Origin of the sequence: Frigoribacterium sp. Leaf263 (assembly GCF_001422285.1) — a bacterium.
GTDB lineage: Bacteria > Actinomycetota > Actinomycetes > Actinomycetales > Microbacteriaceae > Frigoribacterium.
Genome location: NZ_LMMO01000001.1, coordinates 267,349 through 293,844, shown reverse-complemented (window position 1 = coordinate 293,844; position 26,496 = coordinate 267,349). Strand labels below are relative to the sequence as shown.

The window sequence follows — 26,496 nt, the reverse complement described above, 5'->3', positions numbered from 1 at the left end:
TAGCGGTCAGTGCTCCAGGCGCTCCACGGCGGCGGCGATGCGCTCGTCGGTCGTCGTGAGCGCGACGCGCACGTGCTGCTCGCCGCCGATCCCGTAGAACGAGCCGGGCGCCACGAGGATGCCCCGCTCGGCGAGCCAGGCCGCGCTCCGCCATGCGTCCTCGCCTCGTGTCGCCCAGAGGTAGAGCCCCGCCTCGCTGTGGTCGATGCGGAATCCGGCTCGCTCGAGGGCCGGCGCGAGCGCCGCGCGTCGAGCACCGTACAGCTCTTTCTGCGCGATCACGTGATCCTCGTCGCCGAGGGCCACCCGCATGGCCTCCTGCACGGGGGCCGGCGGCATGAGCCCGGCGTGCTTGCGCACGGCGAGCAGCTGAGCGATCAGCACCGGGTCCCCTGCGACGAACCCGGCTCGATAGCCGGCCAGGTTCGACTGCTTGCTGAGCGAGTAGACGCTGAGGACTCCGTCGAGCCGGTCGCCGACGACCCGGGGGTCGAGGATGCACGGTGTCGGCCGCGTCGACCACTCGCCCTCCCAGCCGAGCTCCGCGTAGCACTCGTCGCCGGCGACCACCGCGCCGAGCTCGCGGGCCCGGGCCACGGCGGCTGCGAGGCGTCCGACGTCGAGCACGGAGCCGTCGGGGTTGCCGGGGCTGTTCAGCCACACGAGACGCGTCGTCTCGGGCCAGTCGGCCGGGTCGTCGGAGGCGAGGGCCTCGGCGCCGACGAGGGCCGCGCCGAGGGCGTACGTCGGGTAGGCGTTGGCCGGGTGGACGATCGTGTCGCCCGGGCCGAGACCGAGCCAGAGCGCCGACCCGGCGATGAGCTCCTTCGAACCGATCGTCGGGAGGACCGACTCGGTGCCGAGACCCGAGACGCCGCGTCGGCGCGAGTACCACTCGACGATGGCCTCGCGGAGGGCCGGGGTGCCCGCGACCTGGGGGTACGAATGCGCGTCGGTCGCCGCCGTGAGTGCCTCGCGGATCACCCGGGGCGTGGGGTCGACGGGAGACCCCACCGAGAGGTCGACGATCGAGCCCGGATGGGACCGTGCTGTGGCCGCGAGCTCCGAGAGGGTGTCCCAGGGGAACTCGGGCAGAGCGAGCGCCACGACCGACGGCCTCTACGCCTGGGGCGGGAGGACGGCGATGACGGGGTGGTCCTTCGCGATCACGCCGACCTTGGCCGCGCCGCCGGGAGAGCCGATCTCGTCGAAGAACTCGACGTTGGCCTTGTAGTAGTCGGCCCACTTGTCGGGCAGATCGTCTTCGTAGTAGATGGCCTCGACGGGGCAGACGGGCTCGCAGGCGCCGCAGTCGACGCATTCGTCGGGGTGGATGTAGAGCGAGCGTTCGCCCTCGTAGATGCAGTCGACGGGGCATTCGTCGATGCAGGCACGGTCTTTGACATCCACACAGGGAAGTGCGATCACGTACGTCACGTCTGGGGTGTTCCCTTCGCCTCGGGCAGAGCGTCCATCTTATCGCGGCCTCGCTGCACGTCCGCGCCGCGGTCGAGGAACGGCCACGCGAGCACGACCATGGCGACGAGCACCGGGCCGAAGGTCCACAGGTAGCCCGCGAGATTGGCCGGGACGAGCGCGGACCCGCCCGCACCGGGCTGCGACAGCAGCGCCGTGACGCCGAGCAGCCCCACGGCGACGGCCGCGACGATCGTGCGCGAGCGGAAGACCTGACGGAATCCGACCAGGAGAGCCGCGGCCATCGCCATCGACACCACGAGCCCGGTCGGCAGCACGGCTCCGGCGACCGACGACGTCCCCTGATGGGCCACCGTGCCGATCGCCCCGAAGACGGCCCCGGCGGCGACGGCCAGCAGATACGTGCCGATGCGACCTCCGACGCTCATGTCGCTGAGCTCGGACGTGCTCGCGGGCCGCGGCGGGAGCTCGTCGGGGTCGGGCACGAAGCGGAACGACTCGGACGAGGCCAGACGATCGACGCGGCCGTGGGGGTAGCGGATCCCGGCTGCGCCTCCGGGCAGGTCGACGACCTCGAGCTGGGTCCGGTACCGCCGGAGGGCGGCGACGACGCGCGGTGCGACGGGTCGGACGTCCATCGTCACGACCGATTCGTCGTCGCGGAGGGCGGCGGCCTCGGCTCCGGTCGCCTCGTCGGCGCCGGCGACGATGGCGAAGTAGGGCACGCCGGCCAGGCGGGCGGCCCGGACGGCGGCGCGATTGGCCCGGACGTGGTCGGGGTGGTGGTAGCCGCCGTCGTCGTCGTACGAGACGATCACCGTGGGTCGCACGGACTCGACCACCGCCGAGAGGTCCGAGACGATCTCGCCGAACTCGGCCGCGCAGAACGCCGCCGGGTGGAGGTCGTCGGTGGGGCCGGCGACCCCGTCCGCCCGCCAGACCATCCCGCTGTCGCGGTACGCCCGGGTCTCGAGCCCGGCCGTGCGGGCGCCCGCCTCGCCGAGGAACCGGTGATCGCGCACGCCCAGCTCGCGCAGCGCACCCGCGATCTCGCCCTCGCGGTGCACGGCGAGGGCCGCCTCGTCGCCGCGCAGGGCGGCGAGGTCGTCCGGGATGACCTCGCCGAGCTCGCCGCGCGTGCACGTCACGATCGTGACGCCGGCGCCGGCGTCGACCAGCGTCGCGATCGTGCCCCCCGTGGTGATCGTCTCGTCGTCGGGGTGAGCGTGCACGACGAGGACCCGCTCGACCCGGGGTGCCGGGGAGTCGGGGCCGTCGCCTCCTGGCGTGCCGAAGTAAGTCATCACTGGACAGGATAGGCCGCGCCGCACTATGGTCGGTCCTCGTTAGGCCGCCCTTAGCAAGGTTAGCCTAACCAAACCAATCGGTGCGGTGGTCGTCCGCCGCCACCAGGCGCCGCCGTCGACGCCCGCCGCCGACCGCCGCCGACCCGAAGGCTCCACCCGTGCTCGCCAATTACCTCATCGGACTCCGAGAGGGCCTCGAAGCCGCTCTCGTCGTCGGCATCCTCGTGGCCTACGTCGTCAAGGTCGATCGACGCGATGTCCTCGCCCGCCTGTGGCTCGGCGTCGCCGCGGCCGTGCTGCTCTCGCTCGGCGTCGGCGCGATCCTCACGTTCGGCGCCTACGGCCTGACGTTCCAGGCGCAGGAGATCATCGGGGGCGGCCTCTCGATCGTCGCCGTCGGGTTCGTCACCTGGATGGTCTTCTGGATGGCCCGCACGGCCCGCAGCCTGAAGTCCGAGCTGCAGACCGGCCTCGACCGCGCCCTCGAGGGCGGGGCCTGGGCCGTCGTGGCTCTGGGGTTCCTGTCCGTGGGCCGCGAGGGCATCGAGACGGCCCTCTTCGTCTGGGCCGCCGTGCAGTCCACAGGCGGCGGGCCCGTGCCGCTGCTCGGCGCCGTGCTCGGCATCCTCACCGCCTGCGCCGTCGGAGTCGCCGTCCACCGGGGCGTGATGACCATCGACCTCAGACGCTTCTTCACCGTCACCGGGTACTTCCTGGTCGTCGTGGCCGCCGGCGTCCTCGCCTACGGGATCGGCGACCTGCAGGAGGCCGGCGTGCTGCCGGGCCGCACCTCCCTGGCCTTCGACGTCAGCGGAGCCGTCCCGCCCACCAGCGTGCAGGGCGTCGTGCTGCAGGGTCTCGTGAACTTCACGCCGACCCCGAGCTGGCTGCAGCTGCTCGCCTGGCTCGCCTACCTCGCCGTTGTCATCCCCCTCGTCGCCCGGGCGACCAGGAGGCGCGGGCCGAGTCGGCCCGCCGCCCCGGCCCCCGAGTCCCCCACCTTCGCCACCCGCACCGCAGGAGCCCCCGAATGACCGCTCGCCCCCTCCGCCCCCTCGCCGTCGCCTCGGGCGTCGCCGCCCTCGCGCTCGCCCTCACCGGTTGCGTCGCGAACGCGCCCGCCGGCTCGTCGGCGGCCACCGCGGTGACGGTCGACGGCTCCGACGACGGCTGCGTGCTGTCGACGACGTCGGTGCCGAGCGGCCCCGTCACGTTCACCATGACGAACAGCGGCAGCGACAACAGCGAGTTCGAGCTCCTGGCCGAGGACGGACTCCGCATCATCAGCGAGAAGGAGAACATCGGACCCGGCACCTCCGGGTCGATGACCGTCTCCGTGCCGGCCGGCGAGTACTACACGGCCTGCGTCCCCGGCCTCGTCGGCGAGGGCGTCCGCGCCTCGTTCACGGTGACCGACTCGGGCACCGCCGTCGAGCCGACGGGCTCCGAGAAGGAGCGCATCGACGCCGCCGCCGCCGCGTACGTCGGCTACGTCGAGGACCAGACCGGTCAGCTCGTCGCCGCCACGGACGAGTTCCTCACCGCCTACACCTCGGGTGACGACGAGCGGGCCCGCGAGCTGTACCCGACCGCCCGCGCCCACTACGAGCGCATCGAGCCGGTGGCCGAGTCGTTCGGCGACCTCGACCCGAAGATCGACTTCCGCGAGGCCGACGTCGAGCCCGGCACGGAGTGGACCGGCTGGCACCGCATCGAGAAGGACCTCTGGCAGCCGTCGGCGGACGCGAACGGCGGCACGCCCTACGTCGCTCTCACGACCGCCGAGCGGCAGCGCTTCGCCGACCTGCTCACCGCCGACACCGCCGACCTCTACACCGCCGTCACGGCGAGCGGCTTCTCGGTGGGCATCGACACGATCGCGAACGGCGCCGTGGGGCTCATGGACGAGGTCGCGACCGGCAAGATCACCGGCGAGGAGGAGATCTGGTCGCACACCGACCTCTACGACTTCCAGGGGAACCTCGAGGGGGCCCGCGTCGCGTTCGACGGCGTGCGCGACGTCGTCGACGAGAAGGACCCGGAGCTGGCCACGTCGATCGACGACGAGATGACCTCGGTCGAGACGCTGCTGTCCGGCTACGGCAGCCTGGACGCCGGGTACCCCTCGTACACCGAGCTGACCGACGCCGACCGGAAGAAGCTGTCGGACGCCGTCAACGCGCTCAGCGAGCCGCTCAGCCGCCTGACCGCGGCCCTGGTCTCCTGACGGTGAGCGGCGGGGTGCCCCGTACCGGCGGGGCCGGCGCCGACGACCAGAGGTCCGGCCTGTCGCGACGGGGCCTCCTCGGGCTCGTCGGCACGGGCGTCGGCGCCGGCGTGCTCGGTCTCGGCGCCGGGATCGGCGCCGACCGAGCCGTCAGCGCCCGCACGGCGGGCGGCTCGGGCGCCGCAGCGTCGTATCCGTTCTTCGGACGTCACCAGTCGGGCATCGTCACCACCGCCCAGGACCGCCTCCACTTCGCCGCCTTCGACGTGGCCGACGGCACCACTCGGGCCGAGCTGATCGAACTGCTGCAGGACTGGAGCTACGCGGCGTCCCGCCTGACGGCCGGTCTCGACGTCAGCCCGACGGGGGCGACGGGCGGGCCCCTCGCCGCGCCTCCGGACGACACCGGCGAGGCTCTCGGGCTGCCGGCAGCGGGGCTCACCGTGACCATCGGATTCGGGCCCTCGCTGTTCACCGGCACCTCGGGCGTCGACCGGTTCGGTCTCGCCTCACGGCGGCCGGCGGCCCTGATCGATCTGCCGCACTTCCCGGGCGACCAGCTCATCGAGGCGGCGAGCGGCGGCGATCTGTGCATCCAGGCGTGCAGCGACGACCCGCAGGTGGCCGTCCACGCGATCCGCAACCTCTCGCGGATCGCCTTCGGCCGCGCCTCCCTCCGCTGGTCGCAGCTCGGCTTCGGACGGACGTCGTCGACGACCCGCGACCAGACGACTCCCCGCAACCTCTTCGGCTTCAAGGACGGCACGGCGAACGTCAAGGCCGAGGACACCCGCGCCGTCGACGAGGGGGTCTGGGCGACGGCCGACGACGGCGCGCCCTGGATGGCCGGCGGCTCGTACCTCGTCGCCCGCAAGATCCGCATGACGATCGAGACCTGGGACCGCGCCTCGCTCGCCGAGCAGCAGACGGTGTTCGGTCGTGACAAGGGCGAGGGCGCGCCGCTCTCGGGCGGGTCGGAGTTCACCGAGCCCGACTTCACCGCCGCGGCCGCGACCGGAGGGCCCGCCATCGCGCCCGACTCGCACGTGGCCCTCGCCCACCCGCAGAACAACGCGGGCGCGACCCTGCTGCGCCGCGGCTACAACTTCGTCGACGGCAACGACGAGCTCGGTCGGCTGAACGCCGGGCTGTTCTTCATCTGCTTCAACCGCGACAGCCGCCGCCAGTTCGTGCCGATCCAGCAGGCGCTCGCCCGCAGCGACCGCATGAACGAGTACGTGAAGCACGTCGGCTCGGCGATCTTCGCGGTGCCGCCGGGCGCGTCGCCGGACGGCTGGGTCGGCGATACGCTCTTCGCCTGACGCCGCCGTCGGTGCCGACGGGAGGACATGCAGGAGGCGCGGAGCCCGCCGGGCGGACACCGCGCCTCCGGCAGATGGTCGCCCCCGTGGCTCAGACCGGCGTGACGACGTAGGTCGCGGTCGAGACGCCCTCGGTGTCGGTCGAGACGGTCAGCAGGACCCGGTACGTCGAGCCGGTGAACGTGCCGAAGCCGCTGTCGGCGTCGGAGTCCACCCCGCTCGCGGTGTAGCCGGCCTGCTCGAGACGCTGCTGCGCGGCGGCGAACGCGTCGGGTGCGACGGTCACCTGCGCCACCCAGCCGGACCCCTCCGGCCCGGAGCCGCCCCCGCGGACCGTGCCCTCGACGAGCGGGACGTCCGAGGGGAACGACTCGGGCAACGTGCCGTCGGTCGTGACGCCGGCACCGCCGAGCACCTCGCCCGCGGCGTCCTCGACGGCCTGCTGGACGGTGCCCGTCAGGCCCTCGACGCTGCTGTCGATGGCTCCCCCGACGATGTTGTCGACGGGTGACCCCGAACCGCAGGCGGTCAGACCGCCGACCAGACCGGCGGAGAGGGCCAGAGCGGCGATCGGGCGGAGGAGGGACTTCGGAGACGTCAGCACCCGGTGAGGGTAGCCGCCGTCACTGGACACGCGCGCAGAAGGTGCAGGGTGCGCAGGCGGGCGGCGCTGCCGGACGTCCACCGCCGCCGGACACACCGGACACGCCGAAGGCGGCCCGCAGAGCTGCGAGCCGCCTTCGGATGGAGCGTGTGCTACGCGTTCTGCTTCTTCAAGCGGGCGGTGCTGCGCTGACGCGCGGACGCGTCGAGCTCGACCTTGCGGATGCGGATCGCGTCGGGCGTGACCTCGACGCACTCGTCGTCACCGGCGAACTCGAGCGACTCCTCGAGCGAGAGGATGCGCGACGGCGTCATCGACTCGAAGTTGTCGGCCGTCGACTGACGCATGTTGGTCAGCTTCTTCTCTTTGGTGATGTTGACGTCCATGTCGTCGGCGCGCGAGTTCTCGCCCACGACCATTCCCTCGTAGACCTCTTCGGTCGGCTGCACGAAGAAGGTCATGCGCTCCTGGAGGTTCTGGATCGCGAAGGGCGTCACGACGCCGGAGCGGTCGGCGATGATCGAGCCGTTGGTGCGGGTCGAGATCTCGCCGGCCCAGGGACCGTAGCCGTGGCTGATGCCGTTGGCGATGCCGGTGCCGCGCGTGTCGGTGAGGAACTGCGTGCGGAAGCCGATCAGACCGCGCGACGGGACGATGAACTCCATGCGGACCCAGCCCGAGCCGTGGTTCGCCATGTTCTCCATGCGGCCCTTGCGAGCGGCCATCAGCTGCGTGATGGCGCCGAGGTACTCGTCGGGGACGTCGACGGTCATGTGCTCGAAGGGCTCCTGCAGCTTGCCGTTCTCGTCACGACGTGTGACCACCTGCGGCTTGCCGACGGTGAGCTCGAAGCCCTCGCGGCGCATCTGCTCGACGAGGATGGCCAGGGCGAGCTCGCCACGACCCTGGACCTCCCACGCGTCGGGGCGTCCGATGTCGACGACCTTGAGGCTGACGTTACCGATCAGCTCGCGGTCGAGACGGTCTTTGACCATGCGCGCGGTCAGCTTGTGACCCTTGACCTTGCCGATCAGCGGCGAGGTGTTCGTGCCGATGGTCATCGAGATGGCGGGGTCGTCGACCGTGATGGTCGGCAGCGGCCGGACGTCGTCGGGGTCCGACAGCGTCTCGCCGATGGTGATCGTGTCGAAGCCGGCGACGGCGACGATGTCGCCGGGGCCCGCCGAGTCGGCCGGGTAGCGCTGGAGCGCCTTCGTGATCAGCAGCTCGGTGATGCGGGCGTTGACCGTGGTGCCGTCGGCCTTGACCCAGGCGACGGTCTGGCCCTTCTTCAGGGTGCCGTGGAAGACGCGGAGGAGCGCGAGGCGACCGAGGAACGGCGACGCGTCGAGGTTGGTGACGTGCGCCTGCAGGGGGTGCTCGTCGTCGTAGGTCGGCGCCGGCACGTGGGTGAGGATCGCGTCGAACAGCGGCTCGAGGTCGGCGTTGTCGGGAAGCGAGCCGTCGTCGGGCTTGTTCGTCGAGGCGGCGCCGTTGCGACCCGAGGCGTAGACCACGGGGACGTTGAGGATCGCGTCGAGGTCGAGATCCTCGACCTCTTCGCTGAGGTCGCTGGCGAGACCGAGGAGGAGGTCCTGCGACTCGGCGACGACCTCGTCGATGCGGGCGTCAGGCCGGTCGGTCTTGTTGACCAGCAGGATGACGGGGAGCTTGGCCGCGAGGGCCTTGCGCAGCACGAAGCGCGTCTGGGGCAGGGGGCCCTCGGACGCGTCGACGAGCAGGACGACGCCGTCGACCATCGAGAGGCCGCGCTCGACCTCACCGCCGAAGTCGGCGTGGCCGGGGGTGTCGATGACGTTGATGGTGATCGGGCCGTCGGTCGCGTGAGCACCGTTGTAGAGCACCGCGGTGTTCTTCGCGAGGATCGTGATGCCCTTCTCGCGCTCGAGCTCGTTCGAGTCCATCATGCGGTCTTCGGTGTCGAAGTGCGCGTCGAAAGAGTTGGTCTGCTTGAGCATGGCGTCGACGAGGGTCGTCTTGCCGTGGTCGACGTGGGCCACGATCGCCACGTTGCGCAGGTCGCTGCGGATGGCAGTCGCCATGGATGTATTCCTTACGAGAAGCGGAGGGGGAGGTGCGCGGGACAGAGCCCGGCGACGACAGTCTACGGCACGTGGTAAAGGGCCCCTCCCCCGTTCCGGTCGGAACGGCGGAGAGGCCCTCGGCCGAGGAGGGGCGGGTCGGCTACCGACCGAACTCGAAGTTCGCGCCGGGGATGGCCTCGAGCAGCTCGCGGGTGTACTGCTGCGCCGGGTTCGCGAAGATCTCGTCGGTCGTGCCGGCCTCGACGATGCGGCCCTTCTGCATGACGCAGACGTTGTCCGCGATCAGCCGGACGACCGCGAGGTCGTGCGTGATGAAGAGGTACGTGAGACCGAGCTCGGTCTGCAGATCGGTCAGCAGATCGAGGACCTGCCCCTGCACCAGCACGTCGAGCGCGGACACGGCCTCGTCCAGCACGATGACGTCGGGCTTGAGCGCGAGGGCCCGGGCCACGGCGATGCGCTGACGCTGACCGCCCGACAGCTCGCCGGGGTACCGGTTGACCATCGAGACGGGCAGCGACACCTGGTCGAGCAGCTCGTGCACGCGCTTCTGACGGCTCTTGCGGTCGCCGATGCCGTGGGTGACGAGCGGCTCGGCGATGGTGTTGCCGACGCTGTACATCGGGTCGAGCGAGCCGTAGGGGTCCTGGAAGACGGGCTGCACCCGACGACGGAAGTCGAAGAGGTCCTTGCCCTTCAGGGCCCCGACGCTCCTGCCGTCGATGGCGACCGTTCCCGACGTGATGGACTCGAGCTGGAGGACCAGCTTGGCCACGGTGGACTTGCCCGAGCCGGACTCGCCCACCAGCGCCATCGTCGTGCCGCGCGGGATCGAGAACGAGACGTCGTCGACGGCCCGCAGCTCGGTCGTCTTGAAGCCGCCCTGACGGATCTTGTACAGCTTGGTGAGGTTCTCGACCTGGATGTACGACGCGTTCCGCTTGCCGAGCTCCTCGCGCTGGTGCGCGCGCTTCATCAGCTCGGCGTCGTCGGCGCCCTCGTCGGAGATCTCGACGTCGTTGGTGTGCGTCGGGGCGATGCTCGACTGGATGCGCTGGCTCGCGAGGCTCGGCGCCGCGGCGACGAGACGCTGCGTGTAGGGGTGCTGCGGGTTCGCCAGGATCTCCTTCGAGGGCCCCGACTCGACGACCTGGCCCTTGTACATGACGACGAGCTTCTCGGCCCGCTCGGCGGCGAGACCGAGGTCGTGCGTGATGAACAGCACCGAGGTGCCGTAGTCGCGGGTCAGGGTCTCGAGGTGGTCGAGGATCCGCCGCTGCACCGTGACGTCGAGCGCCGAGGTGGGCTCGTCGGCGATCAGCAGCTTGGGGCGCGACGAGAGGCCGATCCCGATGAGCACGCGCTGACGCATGCCGCCCGAGAACTGGTGCGGGAACTGCTTCAGACGCTGGTCGGCGTCGCCGAGCCCCGCCTCCTTCAGCACCTCGATCGCGCGATCGCGCACAGCCTGCTTGCCGGTGGCCACGCCGTTGGCGCGGATCGCCTCTTCCACCTGGAATCCGATGCTCCAGACCGGGTTCAGGTTGGACATCGGGTCTTGAGGGACGTAGCCGATGTCCCGACCGCGGATGGCCTGCATCTCGGCGGGCGTCGCCTTCGTGAGGTCCTTGCCCTCGAAGAGGATCTGGCCCCCGGTGACCTCGCCGGCGCCCGGCAGGAGGTCGATGATCGAGGTGGCCGTGGTCGACTTGCCCGAACCGGACTCGCCGACGATGGCGAGGCGCTCGCCCGGCATCATCGTGAAGTCCACGCCGCGGACGGCGTCGACGTAGCCGGACTGGGTCTTGAACCCGATCTTCAGGCCCTTGATCTCGAGCAGGGGGGTCGCCGAGGAGGCGGTGCCCGCCGACTCGGGACGGGTGGAGGTGGAGGTCATCGACGGGCCCTCGCCTTCGGGTCGAGGGCGTCGCGCACGACGTCGCCCATCATGAGGAACGACAGCACGGTCACCGAGAGGGCGGCCGCCGGCCAGATCAGGGGCATCGGGGCGACCCGCAGGGAGGCGCGGGCGGCGTTGATGTCGTTGCCCCACGACATCACGGTGCCGGGCAGGCCGATGCCGAGGAACGAGAGGGTCGCCTCGGCGACGATGAACGTTCCGAGCGAGACCGTCGCCACGACGATCACGGGGGTGATCGCGTTGGGGATGACATGCCGGATCAGGATGCGGAACCGCGAGACGCCGAGAGCGGCGGACGCCATGACGTAGTCGCTGCTCTTGGCGCCGAGCACGGAGCCTCGCATGATGCGGGCGATCTGCGGCCAGGCGAAGAGCGACAGCACGAGGGCGACCGTCAGCGGCGTGCGCGACGGCAGGACCGACATGAGCACGATGGCGCCGAGCACGGTGGGGATGGCGAAGAAGATGTCGCCGAGTCGCGAGACGAGCGCGTCGAGCCAGCCGCCGTAGTAGCCGGCGAGGGAGCCGATGACGATGCCCACCAGGGTCACGAGCACCGTGGCCAGCAGGCCGACGGTCAGCGACGCCCGGGTGCCGTAGACGACACGCGCGTAGACGTCGAGACCCTGGAGCGTGAAGCCCATCGGGTGCCCGGACTCGGCCGGCCCGTTGCTGTCGGGGAGGCTGGCACCGGAGGTCGGCGAGGTGCTCGTGAAGAGCTGCGGGAACAGCGCCACGACGATCACGAAGAGGATCAGCACCGCGGAGATCCAGAACAGGGGACGCGTCTTCATGGCGTCCCATGCGTCGTTCCAGCTGGAGCGGGGCTTCTCGGTCTCGTCGACGGCGTCGACGGCCTTCAGCGGCGTCTCGTCGAGCGGGGCGACGTAGTGGTCGGGCGACAGGCCCGGTGTCGTGTTACTTGGCATAGCGGATCCTCGGGTCGAGAACGGCGTAGAGCAGGTCGACGAGCAGGTTGGCCAGCATGAAGATGATGACCATCACCGCGACGAACGACACGACGGTCGGCCCCTCGCCGAGCTGGATGGCCCGGTAGACCGTGCCACCGACGCCCTGGATGTTGAAGATGCCCTCGGTGACGATCGCACCGACCATGAGCGATCCGATGTCGACGCCGAGGTAGGTGATGACCGGCACGAGCGAGTTGCGGAGGATGTGCACCCCGACGACCCGACGACGGGTCAGGCCCTTCGCCGTCGCCGTGCGCACGAAGTCGGCGCTCATGTTCTCGGCGACGGAGGCGCGGGTGAGCCGGACGATGTACGCGAACGACACCGAGGCGAGCACGATCGCGGGCAGGACGAGCTCGCTCCACGGCGCCTGCGAGCTGACGGTGGTGCGGAAGAGGGCGAGCTGGATTCCGAAGACGTACTGCAGCACGAATCCGATGACGAACGTCGGGACCGAGATGAGCAGCAGCGAGACCACCAGGGCGCTGTTGTCGAAGATCTTGCCCTTGCGGAGACCCGCGTAGAGGCCGACGACGATGCCGGCGATCGATTCGAAGAGCAGCGCGAGCATGGCGAGACGGAACGTGATCGGGAACGCTCGGACGAGCTCGTCGATGACCGGACGACCGGAGAAGGTCGTGCCGAGGTCACCCGTGAACAGACCGCCGATGTAGAGCAGGTACTGCACGATGAAGGGCTTGTCGAGGTTGTACTGCGCCCGGATGGCCTCGATCACGGCCGGGCTGGGCTGCTTCTCGCCGAAGAGCGCGGCGATCGGGTCGCCCGGGAGAGCGAAGACCATGAAGTAGATGAGGAACGTCGCCCCGAAGAAGACGGGGATCAGTTGGAGGAGGCGCCGGCCGGTGTACCAGAGCATCAGGCCGCCTCGATTTTCTGCGCGTGCATGGATGTCGCAATCATGGAGAGAGAGTGGTGGACGCCCACCGAGGGGCCCGGAGCAGGATAACCCGCCCGGACCCCTCGGCAGTTGTGATCGAGGCCGAGGCCTCGCTCGATGCGTTCCTTACTGCTTGGTGACCTCGTAGAACAGCGGGACGGAGTTCCAGCCGAACTGGACGTTCTCGACCGTGTCGGCCCACACGCCGGTCACGTTCGAGTACCACAGCGGGACGACGGGGAGGTCGGTCAGGAGGACCTCCTGCGCCTCCTGGAACTTCGCGTTGGCGTCCTCGACGGAGGTCGACGCGGCGCCCTCGCTGAGGAGGCCGTCGAACTCGTCGCTGGTGTAGCGGCCGTAGTTCGAGCCGGCGCCGGTCTGGTACAGCGGCGCGAGGAAGTTGAACAGCGACGGGTAGTCGGCCTGCCATCCGGAACGGAAGGCGCCGGTCATGGCGTCGTTGTCCTCCTGGTCGAGGAGCTCGGCGAACGTCGGCTTGGGCTCGCCGGCCGCCTTGATGCCGAGGGTGTCGGCGATGCTGTTCGACGCGGCGTCGACCCAGTTCTGGTGTCCGCCGTCCGAGTTGTAGGCGATGGTGAAGGTGGTGTCGCCGTAGGGGGCGATCTCCTCGGCCTGAGCCCACAGCTCCTTGGCGCGGTCGGCGTCGTAGTCGAGCACGTCCGAGCCCTCGAGGTCTTCGGAGTAGCCGTCGATGACGGGCGACGTGAAGTCCTTGGCGGGGGTGCGGGTGCCCTGGAAGATGACGTCGGTGATGTCGTCGCGGTTGATCGCGAGCGAGATCGCCGCGCGACGCAGCTTGCCCTCTTCGGTCGTGCCGTCGAAGTGCTCGAGGTACTGGGGGATGGTGATCGACTGGAAGATCGCGGCCGGCTGGTTGGCGAAGCGGTCCGGGAAGTCGCTCTCGTACGAGGCGAACTGGGTGTCGGGCACCTGGTCGAGGATGTCGAGGTTGCCCGAGAGCACGTCGGAGTACGCGGCGTCCTGCGTCGTGTAGAACGTGATGGTCAGGCCGCCGTTGACGGGCGTGCGCGGGCCGTCGTAGTCCTCGTTGGTGACGAGCTTGATGTCCTGGTTGTGAGTCCAGGCGCCTTCGCCCTCGAGCTTGTACGGGCCGTTGCCGACGGGGTTCTCACCGAAGGCGTCGACGTCGTCGTAGAACGACTCGGGCAGCGGCGAGAACGCCGAGTAGCCGAGACGCAGGGGCCAGTCGGCCTCGGGGGCGTTCAGCATGACCGTGAACTCGGTGTCGCTGACGACCTCGAGCGACAGGTCGCTGTCGGCCTCGGCGTCGTAGCCCTCGATGTTGTCGAAGAAGTACGAGGCGCTCTGCGCGTTGCTGATCTGCGCGGCCCAGTTCCAGGCCTTCGTGAAGGACTCGGCCGTGACGGGGGTGCCGTCGGTGAAGGTCTGACCCTCCTTGAGCTTGACGGTCCAGAGCTGGTTGTCGTCGGACTCGATGGACTCGGCGACGTCCATCTCGGTGGCGCCCTCGGCGTCGTACGAGACGAGGCCGGCGAAGATCGAGTCGATGATCTTCCCGCCACCGGTCTCGGTGGTGTTGGACGGGACGAGCGGGTTCTGCGGCTCGCTGCCGTTGGTCGTGATGATGGCGTCGGCGTTGCCCGAGGGAGCTGCGTCGCCCGAGTCGCCACCGTTGCTGCTGCTGCAACCGGTGAGGACGAGTGCTGCCGCCCCCACGACGGCGACGGACCCGAGGCCCATGCGCGTCTTCTTCAATGTTCCTCCTGATGCAAGAAAGGACGCAGCACGATTCCCCATGAGCCGTGCCGCGTTGGATGAGACGACCCTAAGCACCGCCCTCAGGCATCTCCAAACCTGAGGCCGAACGGTTACACGACGGAAACCAATTCGGAGGATCCTTGCGTCGAGGCCCACAACGTTGCGTCCAGGCCCGCATCTACGCAGCTTTCCGTTGCGAGAATTCGGACACGTGGCAGGTATTATCCGGCCATGCCCCTCGAACCGGCGGTCGACCCACCCGGCCGCGCGCGCCTCCGGGTCGAGATCGCGATCGTCCTCGGCCTGTCGCTCGGCGCCTCCGCCGTGTACTCGCTCGTGTCGATCGTGAACCGCCTGACGCAGCCCACGAGCCTCTCGCAGCAGACCGCGACCCTCAACTCGTCACTGAGCGACCGGGCGGTGTTCGACCTCGTCTACCAGGTGCTCGGCGTGCTCGTGGACCTCGTGCCCGTCGCCCTCGTGGCCTACCTGCTCTGGCAGCACCGCCGACCGCACCTCGCGCGTCTCGGCGTCGACTTCTCGCGAAGCGGCCGCGACGTCCTCGGCGGTCTCGGACTCGCCCTCGCCATCGGCATCCCCGGCATCGGGCTCTACCTCGTCGGCAAGGCCCTCGACCTCACGGTCACCGTCGTCCCCACCGACCTCGCCGAGCACTGGTGGACGGCGCCGGTGCTCGTGCTCTCGGCGCTGCGGGCGGGACTCACCGAGGAGATCATCGTCGTGGCGTACCTCTTCGCCCGCCTCACCGATCTGCGCTGGCGACCCGCCGCCATCATCGTCGCCGCCGCCCTGCTGCGCGGCACGTACCACCTGTATCAGGGCTTCGGCGCGTTCGTCGGAAACGTCGTCATGGGCCTCGTCTTCGGCTGGCTGTACGCGCGCTACGGCCGCATCCTGCCGCTCGTCGTGGCCCACGTCGTCATGGACTCCGCGGTCTTCATCGGCTACCCGTGGGCGGCGTCGGCGTTCCCGGGGTTCTTCGGACTGCCGTCCTGACCACGACCGCCGGACGCCCGGGCCGAGCGGCGACTCGGGCCCGGGCGTCGGCGATCAGGCGAAGGCCTCGACCGGAGGGCAGGCGCAGAACAGATTCCGGTCGCCCCACGCCTGATCGATGCGGCGCACCGGCGGCCAGTACTTGGCCCGCTTGAGCGAGTCGACGGGGTAGACGGCCTCGTCGCGGCTGTAGCCCTTCGTCCACTCCCCCGAGATGACCGACTCCGCCGTGTGCGGGGCGGCACGCAGCGGGCTGTCCTCGACGGGATGGCGCCCTGCCGAGATCTGCTCCGCCTCGTGGCGGATGGCGATCATCGCGTCGACGAAGCGGTCGATCTCGGCGAGGTCCTCGCTCTCGGTGGGTTCGACCATGAGCGTCCCCGCGACGGGGAACGACATCGTGGGCGAGTGGAAGCCGTAGTCGACCAGTCGCTTGGCGACGTCGTCGACGGTCACCCCGGTCGCCTCACGCAGCGGACGCAGGTCGAGGATGCACTCGTGGGCGACGAGCCCGCCCTCGCCCGCGTAGAGCACCGGGTAGTGCTCGCGCAGTCTGACGGCCACGTAGTTGGCCGCGAGGACGGCCGCGCCGGTGGCCTGCACCAGACCCTCGTCGCCCATCATGCGGATGTAGGCCCAGCTGATCGGCAGGATGCTCGGCGAGCCGTACGGGGCGCTCGAGACCGGCACTCCGGCGTGGGCCGGGCGCTCCCCCGGTGCCGCCACGGCCGCACCGGTGCGCCGGTCGGCCTGCTGAGCCATCGGGTGCCCGGGCAGGAACGGCGCGAGGTGCGCCTTGGCCGCCACCGGGCCGACACCCGGGCCACCGCCCCCATGGGGGATGCAGAACGTCTTGTGCAGGTTCAGGTGCGAGACGTCTCCGCCGAACTCGCCGAACTTGGCGAAGCCCAGCAGCGCATTGAGGTTGGCGCCGTCGACGTACACCTGACCGCCGGCGTCGTGGACGGCGTCGGTGATGTCGCGGATGTCGTGCTCGTAGACGCCGTGGGTGGACGGGTAGGTGATCATCAGCGCCGCGAGATCGTCCGCATGGGCCGCGACCTGTCGGCGGAGGTCGTCGAGGTCGACGTTGCCCCGGTCGTCGCAGGCCACGACGACGACCCGCATCCCGGCGAGCACGGCGCTCGCGGCGTTCGTGCCGTGGGCGCTCTGCGGGATGAGGCAGACCGTCCGCGCGGCGTCGCCGTTCGCGAGGTGGTAGCCCCGGATCGCCAGCAGCCCGGCGAGCTCGCCCTGGCTGCCCGCGTTGGGCTGCAGGGAGACCGTGTCGTACCCGGTCAGATCGGCGAGCCAGCCCTCGAGCTGACCGATCAGGTCGAGGTACCCCTCGACGTCGTCGGCGGGCGCGAACGGGTGCACCGAGGCGAACTCGGGCCAGGTCACCGCCGCCATCTCGGTGGCGGCGTTGAGCTTCATGGTGCAGCTGCCGAGCGGGATCATGCCGCGGTCGAGGGCGTAGTCCTTGTCGGCCAGGTGCTTGAGGTACCGCATCATGCTGGTCTCGCTGCGGTGGGTGCGGAAGACCGGATGCGTGAGGTAGTCGCTCGTCCGCAGCAGCGCCTCCGGCAGCCCGGAGGGCCCGTCGCCGCCCCGACCCGGGCGGAGCTCGACCCCGAGGACGTCCGCGATCGTCACGACGTCGTCGCGCGTCGTCGTCTCGTCGAACGACAGCCGGACGCAGTCCTCGTCGACCGCGTGCACGAGATATCCGCGCCGGCGAGCCGAGGCGACGATCTCGGCCGAGCGCCCGGGGACGAAGACCTGGAGGGTGTCGAAGAACGTGTCGTTCTCGAGCTCGAGATCGGAGGCGGAGATCGCCTCGGCGAGGTCGGCGGCGTGGCCGTGCACCCGGGTGGCGATGTGCCGGAGGCCCCACGGGCCGTGATAGACCGCGTACATCGAGGCCATGACGGCGAGCAGCACCTGCGCGGTGCAGATGTTCGAGGTCGCCTTCTCGCGGCGGATGTGCTGCTCGCGCGTCTGGAGGCTGAGCCGATACGCCGGGCGACCGTCGACGTCTTGCGAGACCCCGACGAGTCGTCCGGGCAGCTGGCGCTCGAGACCGGTGCGGACGGCCATGTAGCCGGCGTGCGGGCCGCCGAAGCCCATCGGCACGCCGAATCGCTGGCTCGTGCCGACGGCGACGTCGGCGCCGAACTCGCCGGGCGCGGTGATCAGCGTGAGTGCCAGCAGGTCGGCCGCGACGACGACGAGACCGCCGTGGACATGGCTCGCGTCGGCGACCGCGCGCAGGTCGTGGACCGCGCCGGTGGCGGCGGGGTACTGCACGAAGACGCCGAACGACTCGGGCAGCTCGGCGGCGTCCGGACCGGTCAGGTCGAGTTCGACGAGCTCGATGCCGACGGCCGCGGCACGACCGGCGAGCAGGGCCTTGGTCTGGGGGAAGGCGTCCGCGTCGACGACGAACACGTCGGACTTCGCCTTCGAGGCGCGTCGGGCCAGCAGCATGCCCTCGACGACCGCGGTCCCCTCGTCGAGCATCGACGCGTTCGCCGTGGTGAGACCGGTGAGCTCGGAGACCATCGTCTGGAAGTTGATCAGGGCCTCGAGGCGGCCCTGCGAGATCTCGGGCTGGTACGGCGTGTACGCCGTGTACCAGCTCGGATTCTCGAGCACGTTGCGCTGGATGACGGCCGGGGTCACGGTGTCGTAGTAGCCGAGACCGAGGAGCGTCCGGGAGGCGCGGTTGCGGTCGGCGAGCCTCCGCAGCTCGGCGAGCGCCTCGGTCTCGCCGACGGGTGCCGGCAGAGTGCCTCCGTCGGACGTCGTATGGATGCTGTCGGGGACGGCGGCCCGGACGAGCGACTCGACGCTGTCGTGGCCCACGACGGCCAGCATGGCCGCCTGATCGGACGGCGTCGTCCCGATGTGACGGTCGACGAACCCGGCGGCCTCGCGGCCCGCCCAGTCGCCGAAGACGCCGCCGGAGCCGTTCTGCGCGCTCATTCGGCGGTCAGGGCGACGTACTCGTCGCGCGAGAGGAGTCCGACGCGGTCGGCCGAGGCGAGGGTGATCTTGATCAGCCAGCCGTCGCCGAAGGGGTCGCTGTTGACGAGGTCGGGGCTGTCGACGACGGCGTCGTTGATCTCGAGCACGGTGCCGAGCGCCGGAGCGTAGAGCTCGCCGACGGACTTCGTCGACTCGATCTCGCCGACGACCTTGCCGGTCTCGACCTCGGTGCCGGCCGCGGGCAGGTCGACGTAGACGACGTCGCCGAGCTTCTCGGCGGCGTAGTCGGTGATGCCGACGGTGGCGGTGTCGCCGTCGATGAGGAGCCACTCGTGCTCGGCGGTGTAGTGGAGCAAGGTGAGGTCGGTCATGCCGAGGCCTTTCGAGGAGGGGGGAGGTGCGGAGGACGAGCCGTCGGCTCGTGGACTGGCAGGGTGATCAGGAGCGCTTGTAGAACGGCAGCGGGACGACCGTGGCGGGCAGCGCCGTCCCGCGGACGTCCACCGCGAGGGCCGGGCCGCGGTCGACCACGTCGGGGTCGACGAAGGCCATGGCGACGGGGTGCCCGAGAGTCGGCGAGAGCGCCCCGCTGGTGACCTCGCCCACGACCGTGCCGTCGTCGGTGACGACCGGGTAGCCGGCCCGAGCCGCACGGCGACCCTGGAGGGTGAGGCCGACGAGGACGCGAGCCTCGGGCGAGGGCTCGACGCCGGCCCTGCCCACGAAGTCCTTCGACGTGTCGACGACGCGACCGAGACCCGCCTGGGCCGGTCGGACGTCGCGGCCGAGCTCGTGTCCGTAGAGCGGCATGCCCGCTTCGAGTCGCAGGGTGTCGCGACTGGCCAGCCCCGCCGGCACGAGGCCGCGCGGCGCACCGGCCTCGGCGATCGCCGTCCAGAGGTCGGCGGCGAGCTCGGGTGCGAGGTACAGCTCGAAGCCGTCCTCGCCGGTGTAGCCCGTGCGGGCGATGAGCACCGGAGCGTCGTCGAACGTGCCCTGCAGCACGCGGTAGTAGCGGAGGCTCGAGAGGGGGGCGTCCGGCTGCAGCCGGTCGGCGCTGATGAGCTCGTCGAGCACGCCCTCGGCCTCGGGGCCCTGGACGGCGATGAGCGCCGTGTCGTCGCTCTCGTCGTCGACCGTGACGTCGGAGCCCGAGGCCCGGGTGGCGAGGGCGGTGAACGCGGCCTCCCGGTTGCCGGCGTTCGCGACGACCAGGAAGTCGTGGTCGTCGAGCCGGTAGACGACGAGGTCGTCGATGATCCCGCCGTCGTCCGCCAGCAGCAGCGAGTACTTCGCCCGACCGACGGTCATGGTCGAGAGGGTGCCCGCCAGGGCGTGGTCGAGGAACGCGCCCGCGTCGGGACCGGACACGGCGATCTCGGCCATGTGCGACAGATCGAAGAGCCCGGCCGCCGTGCGGACGGCGTGGTGCTCGGCGAGGTCGGAGCTGTACCGGACGGGCATCTGCCAGCCGGCGAAGTCCGTGAAGGACGCACCGGCCGCCACGTGGATCTCGTGCAGGGGGCTGAAGCGCTCGTCGTCGCCCTCCGAGCCGACCGGGTCGGCGTCGGACGCTCCGAGCGGGTCGGAGCCGATGAGCTCGGCGTCGGTGGGGCCGGGGGCGGCGGGCAGATTCGAGGCTGCGTCGGACATCGGACTCCTGGGGGACGGCCCGGCCTCGAGCTGTCTCGACCGGGAGCGTGCCGTGCAGCACCTGCACGACGGGGCGGGCCCTGCACGACGGGCGTCGGGCGGGGCTCCCCCTCTGTCATGGGCCTGAGAGCTTCACCGACCGAGGTCGGCTTTCACCGTGGGCGAGAGGTCGCCGCGAGACGCCTCTGCTTTTCAGAGTGGCCAGTCCGTCGCGGTACGCGTACCTGAGAGATTGGCGGGGAGCTTGCTCCTTCGGTGCCCGGTGCTCGCACTGCGTGCGCACCGGGGCTCTCCCGCGACGTGTTCATGGCCCGATGTTCGTTTGTGGCGCTCAGCCTACAGGCGGCGTGTGTCCGACAGGTTTCGCCCCGGCGTCCTTCGCGGCCGGGGCGATGACGTCGGGAGTGCGGGTCAGGACTCGGAGGGACGCTCGACGGAGGCGGCCCCGTCGGCCTGGTGCGCCGCGACGAGCTCGCGCACGTCGTCGGCCAGCTGCGCGACGCCCTCGGGCAGCATCTCGAAGCCCTCGGGGTTGCCGGGGTTGATGACGAGGCCCGTCTGGGGCGGGATCGCCTGGACGAGCTCGGCCGCGTGGATCGTGGCGGAGTGCCCGGCGACCTCTCTCACCTGGTCGCCGATCATGTCGGCGTGGGTGAAGGCGGCGAGCATGGGGGTGCCCTCGCGGTCGAAGAGCACGGGCTGGAGTTCGTTCAGCGACTCCTCGGCCTCGACGGCCGTCGGCACGACGATCTCGGCGTTGACGAACTCGGCGAGCACCGAGTTCATGTCGCCCTCGCCCGCCTGGCCCTTGGCGATGGCCTGCTCGAGGGGGGTCGGTTCGCGGTTCTCTGAAGCGGTCATGGGACCAGCCTGCCCGCAGAACCTCCGTGTCGCCTCCGGAGCAGTATCCTGAGCGCGAAGCCCGCCACCGTGGCGGCCCGTGATCTCCCGAGGAGCCCTCGTGCCCCGCATGGCCGCCCCCCTGATCCTCAGCAGCCTCGTCGTCGTCCTCGCCCTCGCGGGGTGCGCGACGCCCACCTCGGAGCCCGGTGCGGCCGACACCACGGCCCTGGCCACCACCGGCGCCGACGCCTCGAGCACGCCGATCCCGACGACGACCCCTCCGGCGCCCGCCACGGCGCCGACCCGCGAGGCGCCTCCCGCCTGGGACGCCTGCGTGGCCGCCGTCGCCGCCGAGCACCCCGACCTCCCCTTCATCGACGACGTCTGGAACTACGAGGAGGACGACGTCCGCGACTCGGCCGACGGCGCCGTCGTCGAGGTCCGTTACGGGCATCTCGCCGACGGCCGCATCGAGGCGGCCTTCATGTGCGACGTGTCGGGCACTCCCGAGTCGCCCGTCGTGGCCCGCGTCTACCCCGTCGACGTCTGATCCGACCGAGGCGCTCAGCCGGCGGCCGCGAGCACCGGATGCCCCCCGGCCTCACCGTCGCGCGGGTCGACCCGACCCGTCACGCAGGGCGGACGCCGATCACGACCGTCGCGTCGAAGCCGTCGTCGTGCTCGCTGCGCGCGACGAGGCCGCTCGCGGTCAGGAGGGCGACGGCGGCGGGCGCCTGCGCGGCGCTCGCCTCGATCAGGACGGACCCCCCGGGGCGGAGCCAGGCCCGCGCCTCCTCGGCGATCCTCCGGTGCACGTCGAGACCGTCGTGGCCGCCGTCGAGCGCGGCGATCCTCTCGTGCAGCCGCGCCTCTGCCGGCATCGTCGCGAGCGCGGCCGTCGGCACGTAGGGCGCGTTGGCCGCGATGACGTCGATGAGGCCCCGGAGGCGCGAGGGGACCACCGCGAACAGGTCGCCGGCGACCACGAGGGCGTCGGCGGGGAGGTTCGCGCGGGCGCACTCCACGGCGACGGGGTCGACATCGGCGGCGACGAGCTCGAGCCGGGGGTGGTCGCGCGCGAGGACGGCGGCGACGGCGCCCACCCCGCAGCAGAGGTCGAGGGCGACGGCCGCGCGGTGCTGCGGGACGAGCGCCGAGGCCCGCCGCGCCAGCGCGACCGTGCGACGGCGCGGCACGAAGACGCCGGGCGCGACGCCGAGGCGGAGACCGTCGAACCCGGCCCAGCCGAGCACCTGCTCGAGGGGCTCGCCGGCGGTCCGGCGGCGCACGAGCCCCTCGAGAGCCGCGGGGTCGTCGACGGCCTCGGTCAGCAGCGCGGCCTCGTCTTCGGCGAAGACGCAGCCGGCCCTCCGGAGGCGCGCCACCAGCGCGTGCATCGCCTCCGCTCCCGACATGGCCCCAGGCTAGGCCCGCCGCCTCCTCGCGTCGGTGTCGGACGTGCCGCGTAGGGTGGCGGGACCGAGGCCCCGAGGGAGACCATGAAGCCGCTGACCGAGTCCGACATCCGATCGTCGTTCGTCAACGCCCAGCCGGGCGACCTCGACCGGCTGCCGATCCCGGGGCTGCACGAGATGCTGTGGTCCGAGCGCGAGTTCCTGGGGTGGCGCGATCCGCAGGCGCATCACCGCGGCTACATCGTGCACTGGATGGACGACCGGCCGGTCGGTCTCGTCGTCCGCTCGTCGAGTTCGTCGCTGCGACCCGGCATCGCGGCCATGTGCTCGCTCTGCCACTCGCCGCAACCCGCGACCCAGGTGCGTCTGTTCACCGCGCCGAAGGCCGGCGAGGCCGGGTTGAACGGCAACACGCTCGGCACGTACATCTGCGAGGACCTCGCGTGCTCCCTGCTCATCCGGGTGGCACCGCCGCACCTCAATCCGCCCGAGCAGATCGAGCGCCGCGCCGCGGGTCTGCGCGACCGCGTGCAGGGCTTCACGGCGACGGTCATGAAGACCGCCTGACGCGCACCCCGCCCCGTCCCATCCGAACGAGAGAGAGCACCATGTCCGTCGTCAAGATCAACGCCATCCACGTCCCCGAGGGAGCCGGCACCGAACTCGAGTCGCGCTTCGCCGCCCGCAAGCACTCCGTCGACGGAGCCGAGGGCTTCGAGGGCTTCCAGCTGCTGCGCCCGGTGAAGGGCGACGACCGCTACTTCGTCGTCACCACGTGGCGGAGCGAAGAGGACTTCGCGGCCTGGGCCGCGAACGGGGCCCGAGCCGCCCATGCGCGCCCCGAGGGCGCCGGCGACGCACCCCGCGGGCCCGTCGCCACGGGCGCCGATCTGCTCGAGTTCGAGGTCGTCGACCTCTAGCGGCGGCCGCCCGGCCCGGGCGTCTGCGGAACCGTCTCGACGTCGAACCGTCCGCCTCGGGTTCGCAGTGTTCTCCAGGGTTCACGCGTAATCTGCCGACCAGTCGTCGACCCGTCCACGGTCCGATGCGAGAGGCCATGATCACCATGAAGAAGTCAGCCCGCTGGATCCCCGCCGCAGCGATCCCCGTCGCCGTCATCGCCGCCGGCATCGTCGTGCCCTCGGTCGCAGCCAACGCCGAGGTCGACCTGCCCGACAAGACGCCGCAGCAGGTGCTGGCGCTCGTCGCCGGCAGCTCGGACGCGGCGTTCTCGGGCACGGTCGAGCAGACGTCCGATCTCGGTCTGCCCGATCTGCCCGCCGGCATGTCGTCCGGCTCGGGCGACGCGTCGTCGCAGGCCCTCGAGATGCTGACCGGCGACCACACGGCCCAGGTCTTCGCGGACGGTGCCACGAAGCAGCGCGTGCAGGTGGTCGAGGACCTCGCCGAGCGGAACGTCATCCGCGACGGCTCCGACGTCTGGACGTACGACTCCTCGTCGAAGGAGGCCACCCACCTGACCCTCCCCGACCGCTCCGCGAGCGACGCCCTCGAGACCTCCGTCGACGGCGCCGATCTGCCGCAGACGCCCGGTGAACTGGCCGACGCCGTCCTCGACGCCGTCGACGACTCGACGACCGTGACGAGCTCGGACGACGTGTCGGTGGCCGGGCGCGACGCCTACGAGGTGGTGCTCTCGCCGGACGACGCCGAGACTCTGGTCGGTCGCGTCGTCCTCACCGTCGACGCCGAGACCGGGGTCCCCCTCAAGGTCGTCGTCGAGGCACGCGGTCAGAGCGAGCCCGCGATCTCCGTCGGATTCACCTCGGTGTCGTTCGACGCGCCCGACGCATCCGTCTTCGCCTTCGCCCCGCCGGCCGACGCGACCGTCACCGAGGTCGACAAGCCCGCCGACGGTGCCCACGGCGACGGGGCACCCGGTCACGAGGGTGCGTCGACCGAGCACCCGGCTCGCACGGTCATCGGCTCCGGCTGGTCCGCCGTCGTCGGTCTGACCCCCGCGAAGGGCACCGCTCCGGCGGGATCCTCCGCGTCCGACCCCACCGGCGGGTCGGCGGCGCTGCTCGACCAGGTCATGACCCCGGTCGACGGCGGCAGGGCCCTGCAGACGTCGCTCGTCTCCGTGCTCCTGACCGACGACGGGCGCGTCTTCGTCGGGGCCGTCGATGCGGACGCGCTGGTCGCCGCTGCGTCGGCACCGGCCGAGTGACCTCCGTCGCGTGACGACGGCCCCGCCGGCGACCGGCTCGACCTCGAGCCTCGCCATCGAGACGTCGTCGCTCACGAAGTCCTTCGGCCGGCAGAAGGCCGTCGCCGATCTCGACCTCGCCGTGCCGACGGGGAGCGTCTACGGGTTCCTCGGACCGAACGGCTCGGGCAAGACGAGCACCATCCGCATGCTGCTCGGGTTGACGTCCGCGTCGAGCGGGGACATCCGCCTGCTCGGCGGGTCGATGCCGGGCGACGCCCGCGACGTCCTCCCCCGCGTCGGCGCGCTGGTCGAGGGCCCGGCGTTCTATCCGTTCCTGTCGGGCCGGGCCAACCTGCAGCGTCTCGACGCCGCCGATCGCTCGGCCCCGGCCTCGACGCGATCGTCGAGGGTCGACTCGGCCCTCGATCGCGTCGGCCTGAGCCACGCCGCGTCGAAGAAGGCGCACGCCTACTCGCTCGGCATGAAGCAGCGACTCGGCATCGCCAACGCTCTGCTCATGCCCCGCGACCTGCTCGTGCTCGACGAGCCGAGCAACGGTCTCGACCCGCAGGGGACCCGCGAGGTCCGGACCCTCATCCGCTCCCTGGCCGACGAGGGGACGACCGTGTTCGTCTCGAGCCACCTCCTGGCCGAGGTCGAGCAGATGTGCACGCACATCGGGGTGATGAGTGCGGGCCGACTGCTCACCCAGGGGACCCTCGACGATCTGAGGGCCCTCGGCCTGCACCGCGTCCGCCTCCTCACGCCGGATGCCGACGCCGCCCGCGACGTCCTGCGTCGGCTCGGCCTGTCGCCGGAGGCGGGCGTCCGATCGACGGATCCGCCCGACTCGCGCGCGGGCGCGGCCCGTGTCGAGGCCGACCTCGTGGTCGAGGGTCTGTCGCCCGAGTCGATAGTCGCCGCGCTCGTCGCCGCCGATGTCCGCGTGCGGGGCTTCGAGGTGGCGGGCGCCAGTCTCGAAGACCGTTTCGTCGATCTCACCGGGGAGGGCTTCGATGTCGCCGGCTGACCCCTCCCCCGCACTGCGGCCGTCCCGTGGCGCGGGGATCTCGCTCCTCCGGAGCGAGATCGTCGTGCTCTTCCGGCGGACCCGGACGATCGCCCTGCTGGGCGCCCTCGCCCTCATCCCCGTGCTCCTCGCCGTCGCCGTCCGCGTCGCGTCGGACGACTCCGACGGAGGCGGCGACGGCCCCGCCTTCCTCGGCGACATCACCCGGAACGGCCTGTTCGTCTCGCTGACGGCGCTCACCGTGGCCATCCCGCTCTTCCTGCCGCTCACGGTGGGCGTGGTCGCCGGTGACACGATCGCCGGCGAGGCCGGTCTCGGGACGCTCCGCTATCTGCTGGTCTCGCCGGTGGGCCGGGTGCGCCTCCTGCTCGTGAAGTACGCCGGGGCCGCTCTCTTCTGCCTGGCGGGGACGCTCGTCGTGGTCGTCTTCGGGGCGATCGCCGGGGCCGCCCTCTTCCCGATCGGTCCCGTGACGCTGCTGTCGGGGCAGACGATCGGCTACGGCGACTACGCGCTCCGCATGCTGCTGATGGCGCTCTACGTCACCGTCTCGCTGCTCGGGCTGAGCGCGATCGGGCTCTTCATCTCGACCCTGACGAGCGTGCCCGTCGGCGCGATGGCCGCCACGATCGTTCTATCGACCGTCTCGCAGATCCTCGACGCGCTGCCCCAGCTCGACGCGCTCGACCCGTGGCTGTTCACGCACCACTGGCTCGGCTTCGCGGACTTCCTGCGCGACCCGGTGGTGTGGTCCAATCTGGCCGACAACGCCCTGCTGCAGGGCGGCTACATCATCGTGTTCGGAGCGCTCGCCTGGGCCCGCTTCACGACGAAGGACATCCTGAGCTGACATCCCGCTC

The 26,496-nt window shown here is 71.1% G+C and carries 24 protein-coding genes and 2 riboswitches; of the genes, 10 read left to right on the top strand and 14 right to left on the bottom strand.

The genetic code is table 11. From position 1 onward, the window contains the following. Nucleotides 1–6 precede the first annotated feature (6 nt). The 3 genes from dapC to ASF17_RS01335 are packed head-to-tail and all read right to left on the bottom strand — an operon-like array spanning nucleotide 7 to nucleotide 2,741. A complete protein-coding gene (gene dapC / locus ASF17_RS01345) occupies nucleotides 7–1,107 on the bottom strand; it encodes a succinyldiaminopimelate transaminase (RefSeq protein ID WP_055794496.1) in 1,101 nt (366 codons plus the stop codon). A 12-nt stretch (nucleotides 1,108–1,119) separates the two neighbouring features. Further along, nucleotides 1,120–1,437: a ferredoxin gene (gene fdxA / locus ASF17_RS01340; RefSeq protein ID WP_055794494.1), complete on the bottom strand. Its 318-nt coding sequence runs from the start codon at nucleotides 1,435–1,437 to the stop codon at nucleotides 1,120–1,122. Beyond that, nucleotides 1,434–2,741: a PIG-L family deacetylase gene (locus ASF17_RS01335; protein ID WP_055794491.1), complete on the bottom strand. Its 1,308-nt coding sequence runs from the start codon at nucleotides 2,739–2,741 to the stop codon at nucleotides 1,434–1,436. The genes fdxA and ASF17_RS01335 overlap by 4 nt, the downstream gene beginning before the upstream one ends. A 161-nt stretch (nucleotides 2,742–2,902) precedes the next feature. On the opposite strand from ASF17_RS01335, the gene efeU reads away from it, so the two are divergent. Genes efeU through efeB form a run of 3 tightly spaced genes read left to right on the top strand, consistent with a single transcriptional unit; the run spans nucleotide 2,903 to nucleotide 6,293 of the window. Then, complete coding sequence (efeU, locus tag ASF17_RS01330; protein ID WP_055794489.1) at nucleotides 2,903–3,778, top strand: iron uptake transporter permease EfeU; 876 nt, start codon at nucleotides 2,903–2,905, stop codon at nucleotides 3,776–3,778. Further along, nucleotides 3,775–4,971: an iron uptake system protein EfeO gene (gene efeO / locus ASF17_RS01325; RefSeq protein ID WP_055794487.1), complete on the top strand. Its 1,197-nt coding sequence runs from the start codon at nucleotides 3,775–3,777 to the stop codon at nucleotides 4,969–4,971. Before efeU ends, efeO begins: the two co-directional genes overlap by 4 nt. Before the next feature lie 14 nt (nucleotides 4,972–4,985). Next, nucleotides 4,986–6,293 carry an iron uptake transporter deferrochelatase/peroxidase subunit gene (gene efeB, locus ASF17_RS01320; protein ID WP_200913406.1) on the top strand — a complete coding sequence of 436 codons (1,308 nt, stop codon included), beginning with the start codon at nucleotides 4,986–4,988 and terminating at the stop codon, nucleotides 6,291–6,293. Between the two features lie 91 nt (nucleotides 6,294–6,384). Here efeB and ASF17_RS01315 read toward each other — a convergent pair whose 3' ends face one another. From ASF17_RS01315 to ASF17_RS01290, 6 genes are all read right to left on the bottom strand, one after another. Beyond that, complete coding sequence (locus ASF17_RS01315; RefSeq protein ID WP_156357247.1) at nucleotides 6,385–6,897, bottom strand: hypothetical protein; 513 nt, start codon at nucleotides 6,895–6,897, stop codon at nucleotides 6,385–6,387. 152 nt (nucleotides 6,898–7,049) lie between these two features. After that, nucleotides 7,050–8,960, bottom strand: a complete 1,911-nt coding sequence (gene typA / locus ASF17_RS01310) for a translational GTPase TypA (protein WP_055794484.1) — start codon at nucleotides 8,958–8,960, stop codon at nucleotides 7,050–7,052. Between the two features lie 142 nt (nucleotides 8,961–9,102). Further along, complete coding sequence (locus ASF17_RS01305) at nucleotides 9,103–10,860, bottom strand: dipeptide ABC transporter ATP-binding protein (RefSeq protein ID WP_055794481.1); 1,758 nt, start codon at nucleotides 10,858–10,860, stop codon at nucleotides 9,103–9,105. Next, nucleotides 10,857–11,813 (bottom strand): ABC transporter permease, encoded by a 957-nt coding sequence (locus tag ASF17_RS01300; protein WP_055794479.1) that lies wholly within the window; start codon nucleotides 11,811–11,813, stop codon nucleotides 10,857–10,859. The genes ASF17_RS01305 and ASF17_RS01300 overlap by 4 nt, the downstream gene beginning before the upstream one ends. Next, nucleotides 11,803–12,732 (bottom strand): ABC transporter permease, encoded by a 930-nt coding sequence (locus ASF17_RS01295; protein ID WP_055794476.1) that lies wholly within the window; start codon nucleotides 12,730–12,732, stop codon nucleotides 11,803–11,805. Before ASF17_RS01295 ends, ASF17_RS01300 begins: the two co-directional genes overlap by 11 nt. 147 nt (nucleotides 12,733–12,879) lie before the next feature. Beyond that, the gene (locus tag ASF17_RS01290; protein WP_055794474.1) at nucleotides 12,880–14,511 is read right to left on the bottom strand and encodes a peptide ABC transporter substrate-binding protein; all 1,632 of its coding nucleotides are present in this window, start codon (nucleotides 14,509–14,511) and stop codon (nucleotides 12,880–12,882) included. Between the two features lie 234 nt (nucleotides 14,512–14,745). On the opposite strand from ASF17_RS01290, the gene ASF17_RS01285 reads away from it, so the two are divergent. Continuing rightward, a complete protein-coding gene (locus ASF17_RS01285; protein ID WP_055794472.1) occupies nucleotides 14,746–15,531 on the top strand; it encodes a CPBP family intramembrane glutamic endopeptidase in 786 nt (261 codons plus the stop codon). Nucleotides 15,532–15,585: 54 nt separating this feature from the next. On the opposite strand, the gene gcvP is transcribed toward ASF17_RS01285, so the two are convergent. The 4 genes from gcvP to ASF17_RS01265 all read right to left on the bottom strand — a co-directional run bounded on the left by gcvP (nucleotide 15,586) and on the right by ASF17_RS01265 (nucleotide 21,036). Continuing rightward, a complete protein-coding gene (gene gcvP, locus ASF17_RS01280; protein ID WP_082474959.1) occupies nucleotides 15,586–18,519 on the bottom strand; it encodes an aminomethyl-transferring glycine dehydrogenase in 2,934 nt (977 codons plus the stop codon). Next, entirely contained in the window at nucleotides 18,516–18,893 is a 378-nt protein-coding gene (gene gcvH / locus ASF17_RS01275; RefSeq protein ID WP_055794470.1) for a glycine cleavage system protein GcvH, read from the bottom strand. Before gcvH ends, gcvP begins: the two co-directional genes overlap by 4 nt. A gap of 67 nt (nucleotides 18,894–18,960) precedes the next feature. Beyond that, entirely contained in the window at nucleotides 18,961–20,175 is a 1,215-nt protein-coding gene (gcvT, locus tag ASF17_RS01270) for a glycine cleavage system aminomethyltransferase GcvT (RefSeq protein ID WP_082474958.1), read from the bottom strand. 105 nt (nucleotides 20,176–20,280) lie between these two features. Next, a riboswitch (glycine riboswitch) is annotated at nucleotides 20,281–20,376 on the bottom strand. Nucleotide 20,377: 1 nt separating this feature from the next. Next, nucleotides 20,378–20,481: riboswitch (glycine riboswitch) on the bottom strand. 105 nt (nucleotides 20,482–20,586) lie between these two features. Continuing rightward, on the bottom strand, nucleotides 20,587–21,036 hold the full coding sequence (locus ASF17_RS01265; RefSeq protein WP_055794468.1) for an SseB family protein: 450 nt from the start codon (nucleotides 21,034–21,036) through the stop codon (nucleotides 20,587–20,589). 79 nt (nucleotides 21,037–21,115) lie between these two features. Here ASF17_RS01265 and ASF17_RS01260 point away from each other — a divergent pair, with 79 nt between their 5' ends. Next, the gene (locus ASF17_RS01260) at nucleotides 21,116–21,568 is read left to right on the top strand and encodes a hypothetical protein (RefSeq protein WP_156357246.1); all 453 of its coding nucleotides are present in this window, start codon (nucleotides 21,116–21,118) and stop codon (nucleotides 21,566–21,568) included. Nucleotides 21,569–21,647: 79 nt separating this feature from the next. Here ASF17_RS01260 and ASF17_RS01255 read toward each other — a convergent pair whose 3' ends face one another. Beyond that, entirely contained in the window at nucleotides 21,648–22,433 is a 786-nt protein-coding gene (locus ASF17_RS01255) for a putative protein N(5)-glutamine methyltransferase (protein WP_200913404.1), read from the bottom strand. Between the two features lie 84 nt (nucleotides 22,434–22,517). Between ASF17_RS01255 and ASF17_RS01250 the strand changes: the two genes are divergently transcribed. The 5 genes from ASF17_RS01250 to ASF17_RS01230 all read left to right on the top strand — a co-directional run bounded on the left by ASF17_RS01250 (nucleotide 22,518) and on the right by ASF17_RS01230 (nucleotide 26,486). Beyond that, on the top strand, nucleotides 22,518–23,000 hold the full coding sequence (locus ASF17_RS01250; RefSeq protein ID WP_055794464.1) for an FBP domain-containing protein: 483 nt from the start codon (nucleotides 22,518–22,520) through the stop codon (nucleotides 22,998–23,000). A gap of 41 nt (nucleotides 23,001–23,041) precedes the next feature. Beyond that, entirely contained in the window at nucleotides 23,042–23,353 is a 312-nt protein-coding gene (locus ASF17_RS01245; RefSeq protein ID WP_055794462.1) for an antibiotic biosynthesis monooxygenase family protein, read from the top strand. 146 nt (nucleotides 23,354–23,499) lie between these two features. Then, nucleotides 23,500–24,624, top strand: coding sequence for a LolA family protein (locus ASF17_RS01240; protein ID WP_055795507.1), 1,125 nt, complete (start codon nucleotides 23,500–23,502; stop codon nucleotides 24,622–24,624). 10 nt (nucleotides 24,625–24,634) lie between these two features. Beyond that, nucleotides 24,635–25,636: an ABC transporter ATP-binding protein gene (locus ASF17_RS01235; RefSeq protein WP_055795504.1), complete on the top strand. Its 1,002-nt coding sequence runs from the start codon at nucleotides 24,635–24,637 to the stop codon at nucleotides 25,634–25,636. Continuing rightward, nucleotides 25,623–26,486: an ABC transporter permease gene (locus ASF17_RS01230; protein WP_055794461.1), complete on the top strand. Its 864-nt coding sequence runs from the start codon at nucleotides 25,623–25,625 to the stop codon at nucleotides 26,484–26,486. The genes ASF17_RS01235 and ASF17_RS01230 overlap by 14 nt, the downstream gene beginning before the upstream one ends. The last annotated feature ends 10 nt before the right edge of the window (nucleotides 26,487–26,496 follow it).